The organism is Paenibacillus sp. Paensp111 (assembly GCF_059492195.1).
Genome location: NZ_CP168527.1, coordinates 2,357,832 through 2,373,868 on the forward strand (window position 1 = coordinate 2,357,832; position 16,037 = coordinate 2,373,868).

Genomic DNA, 16,037 nt, shown 5'->3' on the forward strand with positions numbered 1-16,037 from the left:
CTCACCCCATATTGACCATATTGTAAGTTAGACTGACATCCGAAGGTTCTGGTTCGTCTGTCATTAGCCCGCATAATCTCTTGGCCTGGCATATTAACGTGACCACCTTGGCGTTGAAATCGAGGTCACTTACCGGCTTCTCTCCTATACCTGCAAAGTACTGATAGTACTCAATAAACACGGCGGATAGTGGATCATCATGCAGAATCTGTTCGTCCAAGAGACGTCCGTTCCCATCACATATTTCCAGCCAGGCGTGGCTGTCATCCTGCGCAGATGGGTAATAGCCGAAGACTACATGGCTGTCAAAATTAAGTTGAATTCTCCGCTTCCGTACGGGTGTTGCCAAGTTGGAACTAAGACGGGAGACAAGTCCATGATCCTGGTCAAGGGTCAGCTTGGCCATACCCATATTTGGAATTACGTGATCTCCAAAGAGCATATCTTTAACCTCAGATTCCTTGATGCTCGCATTCGTTCCGCCTAACAGCAAGGCCAGGGCGACCAGATGCGGAATTTCAACATCAAAGGCATTCTGATGGCTGGGATTGGCCAAGGTACGGGATAGACGGGATTTATTCTGTTCCGCAGTCAGGTAACGCAGCGGGCCAAAGATATTGGATTTGATCAGCGTATGGATACTTTTGGTCAAAGAACTTGATAACCAATTCGCCACAACCAGAACTTCACACCGGTATTTACTCTGGATGTCCCGAATGACTTCCAGTTCCTTCTCGGTTGTGGTCAGCGGCTTTTCCATAATAATTTTGCGGTAACCCTTTTTGGCCACATCAAGCAGTGAAGCCGTATGAAGTTCAGGCGGTGTGCAAATATGCACGACCGTATTCTCGGGTTCGAACCCCTCCACCTCATCCAGGCTGGAGAAGCCCGTCAGCTTGGATTGACCAAGACCAAGAGCACCTATATTCGGATCCACAACTCCAACCTGAGGATGGAAAAGGCTCGTATGACTTCCCGTTTGGTTTGCTTTACGAAGGCAGTGGTAATGGAGACCTTTTCCCGCTCTTCCAAATCCGATAATCAAAGATTGAAGCATACACGAACCTCCTTTTGTACGTATTAGTGCGGGTCTCCCACAGCCAACTGACAACTCCGGACAGCCTGAACGAAGTCCTGCATTTTGACCGGGTCCTTCAGCCCGTTCGTCTCCACCCCACTGCTTACATCAACAGAGAATGGCTGTGTCAGACGAATAGCCTCCGCTACATTTCCGGCATGGAGTCCTCCAGCGAGAATGATGGGTGTCCTAATACGCATCTTCTGTACACTTTCCCATGGGAAGGTCTGCCCTGTGCCACCGGTTGCACCGGCTACAAAGGTATCCAGCAGGAATGCCCGCACCCTTTCACCATACCTGTTCTGGATATAATCATCATCGTGAACTCCTGCACCCATATGAATCGTCTTGACAACCGGCCGGACGGCACGATTGCAGTAATCGGGGGATTCGTCACCATGCAGCTGGAGAAGGTCCAACCGGCAAAAATCAGCAATCTGATTGACCTGATTCAGCTCTTCATTTACAAAGACACCTGTCGTCGTGATATATGGGGGAAGTGAGCGGATAATCTCCCGCGCAAGCACGGGAGTGATCCTGCGTCTTCCCTCCGCAAACACAAACCCCACCGCATCAGCACCTGCCTCGACCGCAGCCCAGGCAGCTTCTTTGCTGGTCAAACCGCATATTTTAACTCGAACCATTGGATTCTCCTTCTTCATTAGATCGGGGTTGCAGCTTTTCTAGTTGCTTGCTTCAAAGAGCGGATAAATTCACCAGCTTTAGCCTCGATCTCATGGGGCTCTGAATGTTTAATGACATTAATTAGAGCACTCCCAACAATCGCTCCATCCGCATATTCACTGACCTCGCGTACATGCTCCTCATTGGAAATACCGAAGCCAACCGCCAGCGGCAGGGTGGTAACCTGTCTGGCTTGATGAATGAAATCCCGCAGTTCCGCAGGCAGTGACTTTCTCTCCCCGGTTACTCCCGTAACGGAGATGCAGTACAGGAAGCCTTGTCCCTGCTCAACAACCGCAGCCTCTCTCGCTTCACTCGTCGTCGGCGCGAGGAAGAAGATATTCTTGAGTCCTCTGGCTTCGAATATTTCCACATAAGGCTTCGCCATGGTTGAAGGCAGATCCGGAATGATGAATCCGTCTATGCCGGCTTCCTTGGCATCATCTGCAAGCTTGTCCAGCCCGTATGCGAGAAAAGAGTTGCAGTACCCCATCAACACGATTGGCGTTTCGAGCCCTTTGTCCCGAAGTGTACGCACCATAGAAATACACGACTTAAGATTGATCCCATTGGATACCGCCTTTAAGCTTGCCTCCTGGATAGTCGGGCCGTCGGCCAACGGATCCGCGTAAGGAACACCAAGCTCAATAAGATCTGCGCCGGATTCGGCAATCGTGCGGATCAAGGATTCTGATCCTTCCGCCGTTGGGTATCCTACAGGAATATATGGAATTAATGCACACTCTCCTTGTTCCTTCAGGCGGGCGAACATTTGATCAATTCGGCTCATACCAGCACCTCCGAGTTCTTAAGTTGATCCAAGGCAGCTATGGCCTGGCTTAGATCCTTGTCTCCTCTGCCCGACAGGTTAACCAGCACCAGGGCATCTTGGGGCAGCTGGCTTACCAGCTTCAGGGCATAGGCTACCGCGTGTGAAGATTCTAAGGCAGGAAGAATGCCTTCTTTCCGGCATAATTCCTCGAAAGCCATCAGGGCCTCCCGGTCATTCACAGAGGTATATTCCACTCTTCCGGTATCTTTTAGATAACTATGTTGAGGTCCGGCCCCTGGATAATCCAGGCCTGGAGCAATACTATGCGTTTCTAGAATTTGACCGTCTTCATCCTGGAGCATATACGTCAAGCTGCCTTGGATAATACCATGAGTACCTTTTAGCAGCGGTGAAGCATGCTTTCCTGATTCAAGTCCCTCACCGGCAGCCTGCACACCGACCAGCTTCACATCAGCATCATTCAGGAACGCGTTGAACATTCCAATCGAGTTGCTCCCCCCACCAACGCACGCAATCACATAATCCGGCAATCTTCCTTCAGCCTCAAGGATTTGCTCCCTGGCTTCTTCTCCAATCACCGACTGGAAATCACGGACCATATTCGGGAAAGGATGCGGTCCAACCGCAGAACCAAGCAAGTAATGCGTATCTTCAACATGGGTAATCCAGTCGCGAATCGCTTCACTGATCGCATCTTTAAGGGTCTTTTGCCCGCTATGCACCAGATGAAGCTCCGCACCAAGCAGCTTCATGCGCTGTACATTCGGTGCCTGACGCTCCGCGTCCACGGCTCCCATATACACAACACAGGTAAGTCCAAGCAGACTGCAGGCTGTCGCCACGGCAACACCGTGCTGTCCCGCTCCTGTCTCAGCCACAATCCGTGTTTTGCCCATTCGTTTGGCAAGAACTGCCTGAGCCAGCGCATTGTTAATTTTGTGGGCTCCGGTATGGGTCAAATCCTCACGCTTGAGATAAATTTTGGCTCCGCCAAGTTCAGCGGTAATGCGGTGAAGCGCAGAGATAGGCGTAGGCCGGCCGACAAAGTTTTTTAGAAGCTGCGAGATTTCTTCCCGGAAGTCTTCCTCGTCCTTGATTCTCTCGTACTCCCCGTACAGTTCCTCCAAATTACGAATCAATGTCTCCGCAACGTAAGCCCCGCCATATTGTCCGAAAAAACCTTCCATATTGATCAACTGCCTCTCTTATCGATTGGATTGGTGCTCAGCGACTTCCAGACCTGCGAAGCCCCTGATGCTCTTGGTTATGTCTTCCGATTTAAGCAAAGCCTCTCCCACCAAAATGGCATCGAATCCATGCTGCTGCGCTTCAAGCGCATCGGCTGGTGTCTTAAGTCCGCTCTCGCTAACCGTTAGAGCTCCCTCAGGAATTACGGATCTGATCTCCTCGGAACGCTTCAAATCGACTTCGAATGTCTGAAGATCCCGATTGTTGACCCCTATAATACGTGCTCCGGCTTCGACTGCATCAGCCGCATCCTCTGCCGTGAAGCACTCTACTAATGCCTGCATCCCAAGGTTATGAACGGTTCCAATCATGTCTGCGAGTTTAGCCTTATCAGCAATACTGCGAACAATCAGCAATACAGCATCTGCCCCTACTGAACGGGCTTCAAAAATCTGATAAGGATCAATAATAAATTCCTTATACATGACAGGCAGATGTACGCCAGGATCATTAGCAACCCTTTCAACCACATGGGCCCCGCCACCAAAAAATTTCTCGTCAGCCAGCACCGAGATGGCTCTCGCACCATTCTGGCAATATAAATGTGCTAACTCGGCAGCAGGGATTTGTACGGGAAATTCACCTTTGGATGGTGATTTCTTCTTGATTTCTGCAATTAATGAAATTCCGGGCAAACTGAGAGCATGATAGAAGTCTCTGACAGGTCTGGCTTCACGCAGCTTTCCCTGAAGATCTTCAAGGGGGTGAAGGCGTTTCTTCTCCTCAACTTCGAGCAGCTTGTTTGCAATGATTTCATTCAGCATGAACATAATTTTGAGCCTCCTCATATATTTGGTTACTGCTGTTCACAAGTTCCTGAAGCTTTACACTCGCTTTCCCAGATGAAATCGTCTCTTCGGCCAGCCAGTAACCGTCCCGGAGCGAATCTGCAAGCCCTGAGATCATAAGTGCAGCGCCCGCATTCACGCAGGTCACCTGACGTATGGCAGTGACTTGGCGGCTTCCTTCAAACAGCATGTTCAAAATGTTCACATTATCTTGTACCGTCCCTCCTTTTAATTCCTCGATATCAACATACTGGAGTCCTATCGATTGCGGCTCCCATAAAGATCGTGTGACGGCTTGTCCCTTGATCTCATAAAGCACCGTTGGTGCAGAAAGACTAATCTCATCCATCCCGTCCATGCCTAAGGCTACAAGCGCATGCTCCGTACCGATGGAGGAAAGAATGTCGGCATATAAGGGAGCAAGTGCCGCACTGGACACCCCCATTAACCGTCTTGATGGCAGGATTGGATTACCCAGAGGCCCCATAAGATTAAAGATTGAACGGAATCCAAGACTGCGTCTTAAGCTGGACCAGGAGCTGATTGAAGGATGAAACTGAGGGGTGAACAGGAAGGCGAATCCATGCTCACGCAGCCAGCTGTCAGCCTCACTGCTGGACAATTCAATACGGACGCCTGCTGCTTCCAGAAGATCTGCGCTGCCGCAGGAACTGCTGGATGAACGGTTGCCGCACTTCGCAACCTTGGCACCGGCTGCACTTACAATCAGAGCGGCTGCCGTGGAGATATTGAAGGAGCCCAGCATATCTCCCCCGGTTCCGCAAATATCCACGACTTGCCCGGTTCGCTCAACCGGGATCATTTGGGACCACATGGCCTTCAAATAACCCAGCAGCTCCCCCTTCTCTGTTCCTTTGGCCTCGGCAGCACTAAGGAAGGCCGCAACCTGTAAAGGATCAGCTGCTCCGGACAGAATATGATTCATGCAGGATTCCGCCTCTGCCCCTGAGAGAGACTGTTTGCTTAGCAGCTTCTTCAAAGCTCCTTTTAGCAATGACATACACCTCCTATGGAATGTGTGAGACAAACGCATTAAGCAAGTCGATACTCCTAACCCTACTCAGACCGTGATCACCTCCCGGCTGGCGCACTCCATTTCGGCCTTGGCAAAACACCGGATCCCCGTATCGATTTGCTCTTCGCATAAGTTCGAATACCCCAGAACAAAGGTAGGATTGTCCGGCTTGTCCCCTGCGAAGTAACCTCCGGCTGGGTAGACTCTTACCCCATAATGCTGGGCCCGGGCAGCTATATCTTCCTCGGAGGCGCTTGATTCAATCTCTATAAGGAGATGAAGCCCCGCCTGATCACCGAAGACACGGACTTTATCGCCAAATTCACGCTCCAGAGCAAGAATAAGGGCGGACCGCTTGGCTGCATACAATTTGCCCATATGATTCACATGCTTCGCGTACTGTCCATTTCGGATGAAGTCCGCGAGCGCCTCCTGTTCTATGGAGGGAGTCATTCTATCGGTAATCTGCTTGATACCCAGGAACGGTTGTAAAAGAGCATGTGGCAGGACGGCATAACCGATGCGCAGCGCCGGGAACAGAATTTTACTAAAGCTGCCTACATATACAATTCGGCTGGATACATCGAGCCCCGCTAAGGCGGAGACCTTCTTCCCTACATACCGGTATTCACTGTCATAGTCATCCTCAATAATGTAGGCCCCTTCTCTCTCAGCCCATTCAATCAGCTCTAATCTTCGTTCCAAGGATAGCGTGACTCCCGTTGGAAATTGGTGAGAAGGTGTGACGTAGACCAGCTTGGCTGGACTTGTGCTCTGCCCCTGTGCCTGTACAAAGTTGTCAATCTGGTCAACACACAGCCCTTGCTTATCTACGGGTACTGAGATAACCTGGGCTCCAGAGAATTGAAAGATATCGCGCAAAAAGCTGTGTGCCGGATCTTCAACAATGACCTGATCACCAGGCTTGATGAACAGCCGGGCCAGAATATCAAGGGCTTGAGTTGCACCTGTCGTAATTACAATCTGTTCCGGCTCTACCGGAATCGATCGGCTGGAACGAAGAAGCCGGGCAATCTCCTTACGTAGGGTAAGAGATCCCTCTGCAGGGCCATACCCTAACAGTTCCGGAGTAGCTTTGCGGCAGGTTCGAATCAGGGATTTTTGCCACTGATCCATGGGTACGACGTCCCAGGCGGGCACCCCGTGTCTGAAATCATATAAAACAGAGAAATGGTCGTTTTTTGCGGTTTCTGTTGAGGAGCAATCGATCAAGTTAAGACTAGAATCTGCTTTCTTTCGATTCTGTTCATGCTTGGATTGTGTTAAGTGGAGTACGGCATTGTCGGCGACAAAGGTGCCAGATCCTTTTCGCATAATCAGGTAGCCTTCTGCCTGAAGCTGTTCATAGGCTTGAATAATGACCGAACGTGACACTTCAAGCTGTTCGGCAAGCTGCCTGGTTGGCGGAATTAGATCTCCTTTATGCAAGGTGCCAGTTAGAATCGCTTTACGAATTTGATCATAAATTTGGCGATTTAGCGGAATGTTCATTGTTTTATCGATATCTATTAAGAGCTCTTGCACCATGATGGCCTCCCTAGCTTTTAGCGTTCTTGGAAGTTCTGGGGTCGATCTGATACAATTTGTAAGCAGGTAACTTTATTACATAAATACATTAACGTTACAATACATTAAAGTGACAGGGCGTTAATATGTTAAAACTACGTAAAATTATGTTAAATCTCTATAAATCTCTCTCTTTTGACGTCTTTCTTGTTCCCATGGAAAATTATAACTACTAAAATCGGATATTGGAACAACCAATTTTACTTCAGTTGACCATACCAATTATAGTTCTGGATTGCTTCGATTTATTCTTTCTCTTGCACCCTCCCTCTTCTATTTTCCACTATATTACATTAGTTACATTTAATTTACAAATACATTTCTTATATATTTGCAACAGTTTTATGACAAAAAAAAGAGCCACTCACGTGGCTCCTTTCTATATTTCTTTATACTTGTTCCGTCATTTGGTTCAGATCAGCAATGAGCTTAAGATAAAAGCTATTCTACGAATTCGCCGCAGGCCGCTCCTTCGCTTTATCGGATTCTCCTGCATTCCGGCTGGCTTCTTCCCGATTCTCCTTCATCTCATCAACACTCTTGGTCTTTAATCTGGCTGCCCCTTTATAGTTCCTGGTCGGAATCAGGCTGCCCCCAGCCAGTCGTTCTTTGGCCTTGTCTATAGCTTCGGCATACTGAGGAAGCCACTGTTCCTGAGCTGCCAGCATCTCATCAACCAGCTGCCAGATCTCCTTCGGATTACATACGGCGCCGACCAGCGGATCCATCATCATCGCCTGGCGAAGCAGCAGATCATCTCCAGTTATCGCCGCTTCCACGGCGAGCCGCTGCACGGATATACTGGCGTTGCAGACAGCCGCGCATCCTAGCGGAAGATCGCCAACATGCGGCATGGAAATCCCATTGCGATCAACATAACCCGGTGCTTCAATAATAGCGTCATCCGGTAGGTTCGAGATGACTCCATTGTTGACTACGTTAAAGTGCCCGCGGTAGACTCGGCCGGTCTCCAGCCCTTCAATAATATAAGATCCATGCTCTTGACCGCGGTTCTCTTCTGTATACTTTAGGGCAGGCTCCTTCATCCAGTTCGGGAAGTCCGTCTCGAACCAGCTTCGTCCTTCCGTACATACTCTCAGATACCCGCCTGTCTCCCCGTTGATCCAGGTACCCAGATCGATCCATTCTTTGATCTCCTCTGGCCGCTTGCGGTACCAAGGCACATATTCGCTCAGGTGTCCATTCGACTCCGTGCTGTAATAGCCGAAGCGTCTAAGCATATCGATACGCACTTTCTCGGTCACCTTGAACTCAGGGTGGTTCTCGAAGGCTTCCAGAAGCTTACCCGTCATATCGACACCGTTATGCTTGACCTGAACATACCACGTCTGATGGTTAATCCCGGCACAGACGATATCCACTTCCTTCTGCTTAAGACCCAGAGCTTCAGCGATCTGCCAGTGCCCCCCTTGGACACCGTGGCATAAACCGATGGTACGAACACCGCCATATTTATTGCAAGCCCAGGTCAGCATCGCCATCGGATTCGCATAATTCAGAAGCAGGCAATCCGGATCGGCCACCTCGCGAATGTCTTTGCATATATTCATCATTTCTGCGATGCCGCGTTGCCCGTACATAATTCCCCCGGCACACAAGGTATCGCCAACGCATTGGTCAATACCGTACTTAAGCGGGATATCCACATCCATCTGGAAAGCTTCAAGTCCACCAATCCGCACAACGGTAAAGATATACTTGGCACCCTTGAGCGCTTCCCGGCGGTCAAGCGACGACTGAATCTGAATCTCGAGTCCATTCTCATCAATGTCTCTCTGGCAAAGTTCTGTGACCATATCCAGATTGTGCTGATTGATATCGGTAAAGGCAACTTCAATATGGTTAAATTCAGGAACAGTCAACAAGTCCCTCAGCAGACCTCTTGTGAACCCGATACTTCCCGCTCCTATAAATGCAATCTTGAACGACACCCTAACGCCTCCCTCTAAATGTTCCAAAGAATATAAGAGTAGAAATGTTCATGACCATTTCTTATATTTCGGATTTTAGCAGCTTGGTCAGGAAAGCGTTATCAAAATCCTACCCGGTTATCACTTTCATGTTCAAAATCCTCACTTTGGATTCCGGTATTCCAGCGGTGTCTTGCCGGTTATCTTCTTGAATAGCGTACTGAAATACTGAGAACTGTTAATCCCCACATAGTCTGAGATCTCCACCACCGGAATATCCGTATGGGTAAGCAGCATCTGTGCCTTCTCCATACGGTATGTAGTCAAGAATTCAGTAACCGTGCGTCCGGTACTAGCTTTAAAAATACGATGGACGTACCCAGGATGCAAATTCACCGCAAGGGCAATGTCCTTGACTTGGATATCCCGGTCGTAATTCTGATAAATATACCGGATCATCTCATTCACATACTCGTTAGATTCAGAGGCACTGCTTGCTGTGACCTCTACAGCCACAGTGGCGATACGAATAATTAACTGGGAGAGCAGAAGACTGATCATCAGCTGATTGTCAGCTGCCTTGGCATCCATCTCGTGAATTAAGTTCTTGAGAGTGGCATACACATCACCATTCTCTCTTAACAGCACATAAGGAACCTTCAAAGCAAGAAGCTGGGCAACGGCCCGGTTCCCTTCTGCCATGGCTTTCATACTCGGAGCTGCCGAACCCGCATCAGCAAAATGAAATTCTACATTCAGCATTCGGCAGGGGCTGCCTTGATCGACATGGAGCTTATGGGATACATCCGCATCTATAAGGATAAAATCACCCTTTTTCATCTGAAAAGAGCGGGATTCCGTATCTACCCGGCAAGTACCGGATATGACGTACATGACTTCCACACGGTTATGCCTATGAAACTTCATTTCAAAGCCATCCCACTGCTTATAGTAATAAGCCGCGATCTGTGGAAAATAGGCTCCTTCGAGCAGCTTGGACTCATACAGGCTGTAGCTTAAATTATGCATATCCTCCCCCCTCTAATCTATTATAGTAGGTTAGCTTGGCGAGTTCACCAGATCGCAGAAAAAAGCCCCGTATGATCACAGGACTGAACCTTCTTGTGAGAGAGGCTAAGCCGTTATCATACGGGGCAGAGTGTCACTGCTGAGCGCTGAGATCCAGGACAATTCGTCCTTGGATTTCACCATGCTCCATTTCAGCGAACACCTCGTTAATGTCTTCCAGAGTGCGTGTCTCGATATTCGCCTTCACCTTACCTTCTGAAGCGAACTGCAGCGCTTCCTGGAGATCCTTCCGGGTGCCCACGATAGAACCAACTACTCGGGTTCCATCAAGTACGGTGTTAAATATCGGAATTTCCATTTTTTCTGGAGGTAATCCCACCAGTACCAATGTCCCTCCGCGCTTAAGAGAGTTGTATGCACTCTCGAACGCCTTGGCGGTGACAGCCGTTACAATGCTGGCCTGAACGCCTCCCACCTGCTCTTTTACCGTCTCTTCCACATTCACTTCCTTCGGATTGAAGGTCAGATCGGCTCCCAGCGACTTGGCAAGCTGCAGCTTCTCCTCAAATGTATCCACTGCAATTACGTTAAGCCCCATGGCTTTGGCATATTGAACGGCCAAATGGCCTAGCCCACCAATGCCGACGATCGATACCCACTGACCCGGACGGGCCTCGGATACCTTAAGGGCTTTATAGGTCGTTACTCCGGCGCAGAATAAAGGGGCAGCTTCTTTATAACCGAGGTTATCCGGGATTTTAACTACATAATCAGCCATGGCCACGCAGTATTCCGCAAAGCCTCCATCGACCGAGTAGCCGGAATTTTGCTGTTCGAGACACAAAGTCTCCCGTCCGCTAAGGCAGAACTCGCAGTGTCCACAAGCTGAGTACAACCATGGAATGCCGACGCGGTCGCCGACCTTAAGATGGCGAACGCCTTCCCCGACCTCAGCAATCTCCCCAACGCCTTCATGTCCGGGAATCAGAGGAAGCTTGGGCTTGACAGGCCAGTCCCCGTTGGCCGCATGCAGATCCGTATGGCATACACCGCAAGCCTTTATATGCACCAGAACTTGATTGGGACCTGGCTTCGGTTGATCTACCTCAATAATCTGAAGCTTATCTTTGAAACCTTTGGTTACTGCTGCTTTCATGTCCGTTTCATCCTCCTAAAGACTACTTATGGATAATATCCCCACGAAGAGATTCAACCTTATCCAGTGCAGCGGAAATATCTTCTTCACCCACGCCAAAATGCGCCAGTGCCTCACGCAGGTGCTTGACTATCGCATCGAAATGCTCTGGTTGAAGATTCATGCCGGTATGAACTTTCGTCATGGCACCGCCGGAGTATTGGTTCGGTCCGCCCAAGGCGTAGCTGATAAATTTGGTTTGGTGCGCGCGCTGCTTGGCCATGTCCGTATTTTCGAAGAAGTGATTCACTTCAGCATCAGCCAGCACCAAATCGTAGAAATAGTCAACCACTTTAGCAATCGTACCTTCTCCGCCTAATTTCTCATACAAATTACTCATATTCTCATCTCCTCATTATTAATTAATGGTTAACCTACCCATTTCCATCAATATAATACATTAACCCAGTATACATCCAATTACGCTTAGCGAGTCTCCATTTCTCAAGCCGTAGTGTTGCCTCATTCCTTACTTGTGATAATATATTCATATATTCAAAAGTTTGAAATCAAGGGAGTCCTGGTCATGAATCAGTATCAAAGTCTTCAGCTGTTCAAAGCGGATTTCTTCAAGGCCCTTGCTCACCCGATGCGGATTCATATTCTGGAGGTACTAAGCAAAGGCAGTAAAACGGTAAATGAGCTGCAGTCCATTCTTGGATCGGAGGGCTCCGCAGTCTCCCAGCAGCTGGCGGTGCTTCGCAACAAGAATGTCGTGTTTGGCACCAAGGAAGGAACCACGGTTCTTTACTCTCTGCGCGATCCTCTAATTAAGGAGCTTCTGGATGTGGCAAAGCGGATATTTGATAATCACCTCGTGGATGCGATTACTCTACTTGAAGACATTCGTAAAGAGAACTAACAAAAAACAAGGCGATCCGACAACAAACGGACAACCTTGTTTTTTTGTTGGAAGAGGAGCAAATGCCGTTGACATCCCCCTTTCCCCAGCGTACTATCTTCATATATTCAAGAAATCAAATATATAAAGAAGAAGGAATTTGAATGAAATGGACAGGACGCTTTGAAGGCTATACTCTTGCAGCTCTGCAGAAGGATCTTATCTCGGGTGTCATCGTTGGCATCATTGCCATCCCACTCGGAATGGCTTTTGCCATTGCCTCCGGGGTCAAGCCGGAATACGGTATATACACAACCATTGCCGCAGGAATACTCATATCCCTGTTAGGCGGTTCAAGATTTCAAATTGGAGGCCCGACCGGCGCATTTATTCCGATTCTGTTCGCCATTGTAATGCAGTACGGATACAACAACCTGCTGATTGCGGGCGTCATGGCGGGGATTCTCATGGTGCTCATGGGGCTCTTCAGACTCGGGGCCTTAATTAAATTCATACCACGGCCAGTGACGATAGGCTTCACTTCAGGGATTGCCGTCACGATCTTTAGTGGTCAAATCGCGAACTTCCTGGGACTCACCCATCTGGAGAAGCACCAGGATTTTCTGCCGAATATGAGAGAAATTCTCGTCCATTTAGGTTCCATGAATGTCTACAGCATCATTACAGCAGGGATCAGCCTTGTGGTCATTCTGCTAACCCCAAGGTTTCTGCCGAAAGTACCGGGCTCTCTGATCGGGCTTGTTGTATCTACCTTGGTTGCTGCCCTCTTCTTCAAAGATCAGGTGGCCACCATTGGTTCATCTTTTGGTTCAATTCCAAGTACCCTTCCCCATTTCCAGATTCCCGAAGTCACTTGGGAGCGGATTAGCCAACTGATACAACCTGCGTTCGTCATCGCTATGCTGGGCGGAATTGAATCCCTCTTGTCAGCCGTCGTTGCAGACGGAATGACGGGAACAAGACATAACAGCAACCGTGAATTGATCGGTCAGGGAATTGCTAACATTGTGACACCGCTGTTCGGAGGCATTCCGGCGACGGGTGCTATTGCAAGAACCGCAACCAATATCAAGAACGGCGCCGTATCCCCATTTTCCGGAATCATCCATGGTGTAGTTGTATTTCTGATCCTCATTCTGTTCGCTCCGTTCGCTTCGGCCATTCCGCTGGCCAGTATGGCTCCGATCCTGATGCTGGTTGCTTGGAACATGAGTGAACGGCGAGAATTTGTACATGTGCTTAAGACAAGAACCAGCGATTCCATTGTACTGGCTATTACCTTTCTGCTGACTGTGTTCACCAACCTGACCACGGCTGTAGAAGTAGGTCTGCTGCTCGCAGTTCTGCTGTTTGTCAAAAGAATGAGTCAGATCTTGTCTGTTGCCAAGGTGCTGCCTGATCCAAGCTCTGAGAAGGTACACCCTCACATGGTTACGGAAGGTCACGACTGTCCGCAGCTTAACATCTATACGATTGAAGGACCGCTGTTCTTCGGCGCGGCCAACCTGTTCGAGAAGTCTATCCTGGATACAATCCATTCTCGTCCGCGTATTCTGCTGCTAAGGCTTGCCGGTGTACCTTTCCTTGACACAACCGGGGAAGCCAATCTGTCGAGTCTGGTACAGCATTTCAACAAAGAAGGCGGGATTGTATTGATCTCGGGGATACAACAGCAGCCTATGGAATTTCTTAAGAAGACTGGACTCTACGACAAAGTCGGTCCGCATCATTTCTATGCCCATACAGGCGAGGCTATAGACTATGCTCTGCATCAGCTGGACATGAACAAGTGTCTGGGCTGCAAGCATTTTGCGTTTCGTGAGTGTGCCTCCCTATCTAAGGGAGAGGATCATCAAGCGCCTATCAAGAAGCGTAGTAACGGGTTATCCGATCCATCTCACTTAGTCCCCGGCTTAAGTCCAAATATGAAATAACCTCGACTATTGGGCAAGCAATCTGCTTGCCAGTGCTTCTGCGGCTCGTTCGCCATGCGAAATACAATCGGGGATCCCTACTCCGTCGTACCCTGAGCCGCAGATCAGCACACCTGGATAATGGGCTTGCATCGCTGTCCGAAGACGGTCAATTCTGTCCTTGTGACCCACCCTGTATTGAGGCATGGATCTGGACATATGGGAGACAACACATAGCTCGGGTTCAGCATCAATCCCCATAATTTCACGTAATTCTCCCCTTACTTTGCCAACCAATTCCTGATCGTCCATATTAGAATCAGCTTCAGCACCAGCCCGGCCAATATAAGCTCTAAGCAGGATTTTGTCGTCTGGTGCGGTATGCAGCCATTTGGAGGAAGTCCACGTGCAAGCGGTCATTAATCTGCCTTCTGATCTCGGGATGACGAATCCGGATCCGGTAAGATCCGAAGTGATCTCACTCGCCTTGTAGCCTAGGGCTACATTGGCAACAGATACGTATGGCACGGTATCGAAGGTATCCGATTCATCAAAATCCTTCAGCAGCTTGGCACAGGCAAAGGCAGGAACAGCCAGGATCACACCATCTACCACATAATGCTCACCCGTATCCAGCTTCAGCTTATAAATATCCCCCAAGCGGCTTATCGATTCCAGTCCGCATCCTTTCAATATATTGGCTGAGGATAGTTCGCTTTCCAGTGATTCTATAAGTGTAGACAACCCATTCTTGAATGTGAGAAACATACTCCGCTTAACCTTCTCCGGCAGCTCTCTTGTGTGCCCAGGAACTGAAGGAGCAGCCTTCGGTGCTGGAGGTGCCGTTCTCCCGGCAATCATCCCGAGGATTAAACTCCGGTACTTGTGTTCGATCTCATGAAACTGGGGAAAGGTGGACTGCAGGCTCAGCATTCCGGTATCTCCTGCGTAAATACCTGCTAGCAGGGGCTCAACAAGGTGTTCAAGCACCTCCTTGCCCATTCTGCGCTCGATGAAATCACCGAGTGCCTCATCCTCGTGTGACTTCCTTTTAGGAAGTAACAGATCCATCGCAGCTCTCGCTTTGCCTCTAACGGAGATTAAGTCGGTGTGGATAAAGGGTCCCACCTTGGTTGGAATTCCAAGCGCGAGCCCGGCTGGCATCTGACGAAGCTTTCCTTGATGCAGAATATAATTGGTTCTCGCTGCCGGATTCGTGCCGGTTAATTCATCCTCCAGGCCAAGTGACTGTGCCAGATGCAGAGCGGCTGCCTTACGGCCAATGAATGAATCCGGGCCCTTCTCAATAATGTAGCCATCTTGGCGTAATGTACGGATTTTGCCCCCTAACTCATTACTCTTCTCAATAATTGTAAGTTCAAGAGGTTGTCCTAACTTTTGAAAATTCATCTTCAAATAATAAGCGGCACTAAGCCCGCTGATTCCTCCGCCAATTACGGCGATTCGCTTGGCATGAACAGACATCTTACCTCTCCTTATCCTGCAAATTTTTTGTTAACGTAACATAAGTAAATTTGAGCACTTGTGATAGAAATCACAAGACGACTCCGTCAGTAATTTATAATCTAACTATGAGGAACGGCAGTTACCCGTCCTCGGTACTCAACCAACCCAAGGAGGAAGACCAAAATGAACGAATATACAGCTACCGTAAATGCCACCGAGTATCCACCGCAGTTGAAGCACAAAGTGATTTTTGAGACTTTTGACGATTTGGAGCCAGACCAAGCCATGCTGCTTATCAATGACCACGATCCGAAGCCGCTGTATTATCAATTCTCGGCCACCCGTGGTGAAGAGTTCAGCTGGGAATATATTGAGCAAGGTCCAGAATGGTTCCGGGTTAAGATCACCAAACATTGAATCGAGGTC

General features: G+C 49.0%; 15 protein-coding genes. 3 read left to right on the plus strand and 12 right to left on the minus strand.

Annotated elements, in window-relative coordinates; translation table 11 throughout:
* Position 1: 1 nt before the first annotated feature.
* The 11 genes from ACEN86_RS11025 to ACEN86_RS11075 all read right to left on the minus strand — a co-directional run bounded on the left by ACEN86_RS11025 (position 2) and on the right by ACEN86_RS11075 (position 11,709).
* Positions 2 to 1,057: a Gfo/Idh/MocA family oxidoreductase gene (locus ACEN86_RS11025; protein ID WP_495630692.1), complete on the minus strand. Its 1,056-nt coding sequence runs from the start codon at positions 1,055 to 1,057 to the stop codon at positions 2 to 4.
* Between the two features lie 23 nt (positions 1,058 to 1,080).
* Entirely contained in the window at positions 1,081 to 1,722 is a 642-nt protein-coding gene (locus ACEN86_RS11030; RefSeq protein ID WP_495630693.1) for a phosphoribosylanthranilate isomerase, read from the minus strand.
* A 17-nt stretch (positions 1,723 to 1,739) separates the two neighbouring features.
* Entirely contained in the window at positions 1,740 to 2,552 is an 813-nt protein-coding gene (gene trpA / locus ACEN86_RS11035) for a tryptophan synthase subunit alpha (RefSeq protein WP_495630694.1), read from the minus strand.
* Complete coding sequence (gene trpB, locus ACEN86_RS11040; protein ID WP_495630695.1) at positions 2,549 to 3,742, minus strand: tryptophan synthase subunit beta; 1,194 nt, start codon at positions 3,740 to 3,742, stop codon at positions 2,549 to 2,551. The genes trpA and trpB overlap by 4 nt, the downstream gene beginning before the upstream one ends.
* Positions 3,743 to 3,760: 18 nt before the next feature.
* On the minus strand, positions 3,761 to 4,573 hold the full coding sequence (gene trpC, locus ACEN86_RS11045) for an indole-3-glycerol phosphate synthase TrpC (RefSeq protein ID WP_495630696.1): 813 nt from the start codon (positions 4,571 to 4,573) through the stop codon (positions 3,761 to 3,763).
* Positions 4,557 to 5,612 carry an anthranilate phosphoribosyltransferase gene (gene trpD / locus ACEN86_RS11050; RefSeq protein WP_495630697.1) on the minus strand — a complete coding sequence of 352 codons (1,056 nt, stop codon included), beginning with the start codon at positions 5,610 to 5,612 and terminating at the stop codon, positions 4,557 to 4,559. Before trpD ends, trpC begins: the two co-directional genes overlap by 17 nt.
* Before the next feature lie 60 nt (positions 5,613 to 5,672).
* The gene (gene pdxR / locus ACEN86_RS11055; protein WP_495630698.1) at positions 5,673 to 7,175 is read right to left on the minus strand and encodes a MocR-like pyridoxine biosynthesis transcription factor PdxR; all 1,503 of its coding nucleotides are present in this window, start codon (positions 7,173 to 7,175) and stop codon (positions 5,673 to 5,675) included.
* A gap of 485 nt (positions 7,176 to 7,660) precedes the next feature.
* Positions 7,661 to 9,166 (minus strand): alpha-glucosidase/alpha-galactosidase, encoded by a 1,506-nt coding sequence (locus tag ACEN86_RS11060; protein ID WP_495630699.1) that lies wholly within the window; start codon positions 9,164 to 9,166, stop codon positions 7,661 to 7,663.
* A gap of 141 nt (positions 9,167 to 9,307) precedes the next feature.
* Positions 9,308 to 10,174, minus strand: a complete 867-nt coding sequence (locus ACEN86_RS11065; protein WP_495630700.1) for an AraC family transcriptional regulator — start codon at positions 10,172 to 10,174, stop codon at positions 9,308 to 9,310.
* A 133-nt stretch (positions 10,175 to 10,307) separates the two neighbouring features.
* Positions 10,308 to 11,330 (minus strand): alcohol dehydrogenase AdhP, encoded by a 1,023-nt coding sequence (gene adhP / locus ACEN86_RS11070; protein ID WP_495630701.1) that lies wholly within the window; start codon positions 11,328 to 11,330, stop codon positions 10,308 to 10,310.
* 22 nt (positions 11,331 to 11,352) lie between these two features.
* Positions 11,353 to 11,709, minus strand: coding sequence for a group I truncated hemoglobin (locus ACEN86_RS11075; RefSeq protein ID WP_495630702.1), 357 nt, complete (start codon positions 11,707 to 11,709; stop codon positions 11,353 to 11,355).
* 186 nt (positions 11,710 to 11,895) lie between these two features.
* Between ACEN86_RS11075 and ACEN86_RS11080 the strand changes: the two genes are divergently transcribed.
* Together ACEN86_RS11080 and ACEN86_RS11085 are read left to right on the plus strand one after the other, a co-directional pair.
* Positions 11,896 to 12,231, plus strand: a complete 336-nt coding sequence (locus ACEN86_RS11080; RefSeq protein ID WP_495630703.1) for an ArsR/SmtB family transcription factor — start codon at positions 11,896 to 11,898, stop codon at positions 12,229 to 12,231.
* A 143-nt stretch (positions 12,232 to 12,374) separates the two neighbouring features.
* Entirely contained in the window at positions 12,375 to 14,165 is a 1,791-nt protein-coding gene (locus ACEN86_RS11085) for a SulP family inorganic anion transporter (protein ID WP_495630704.1), read from the plus strand.
* 6 nt (positions 14,166 to 14,171) lie between these two features.
* On the opposite strand, the gene hemG is transcribed toward ACEN86_RS11085, so the two are convergent.
* Positions 14,172 to 15,629 (minus strand): protoporphyrinogen oxidase, encoded by a 1,458-nt coding sequence (hemG, locus tag ACEN86_RS11090; RefSeq protein WP_495630705.1) that lies wholly within the window; start codon positions 15,627 to 15,629, stop codon positions 14,172 to 14,174.
* Between the two features lie 165 nt (positions 15,630 to 15,794).
* On the opposite strand from hemG, the gene ACEN86_RS11095 reads away from it, so the two are divergent.
* The gene (locus ACEN86_RS11095) at positions 15,795 to 16,028 is read left to right on the plus strand and encodes a DUF2249 domain-containing protein (RefSeq protein ID WP_495630706.1); all 234 of its coding nucleotides are present in this window, start codon (positions 15,795 to 15,797) and stop codon (positions 16,026 to 16,028) included.
* Positions 16,029 to 16,037 lie beyond the last annotated feature (9 nt).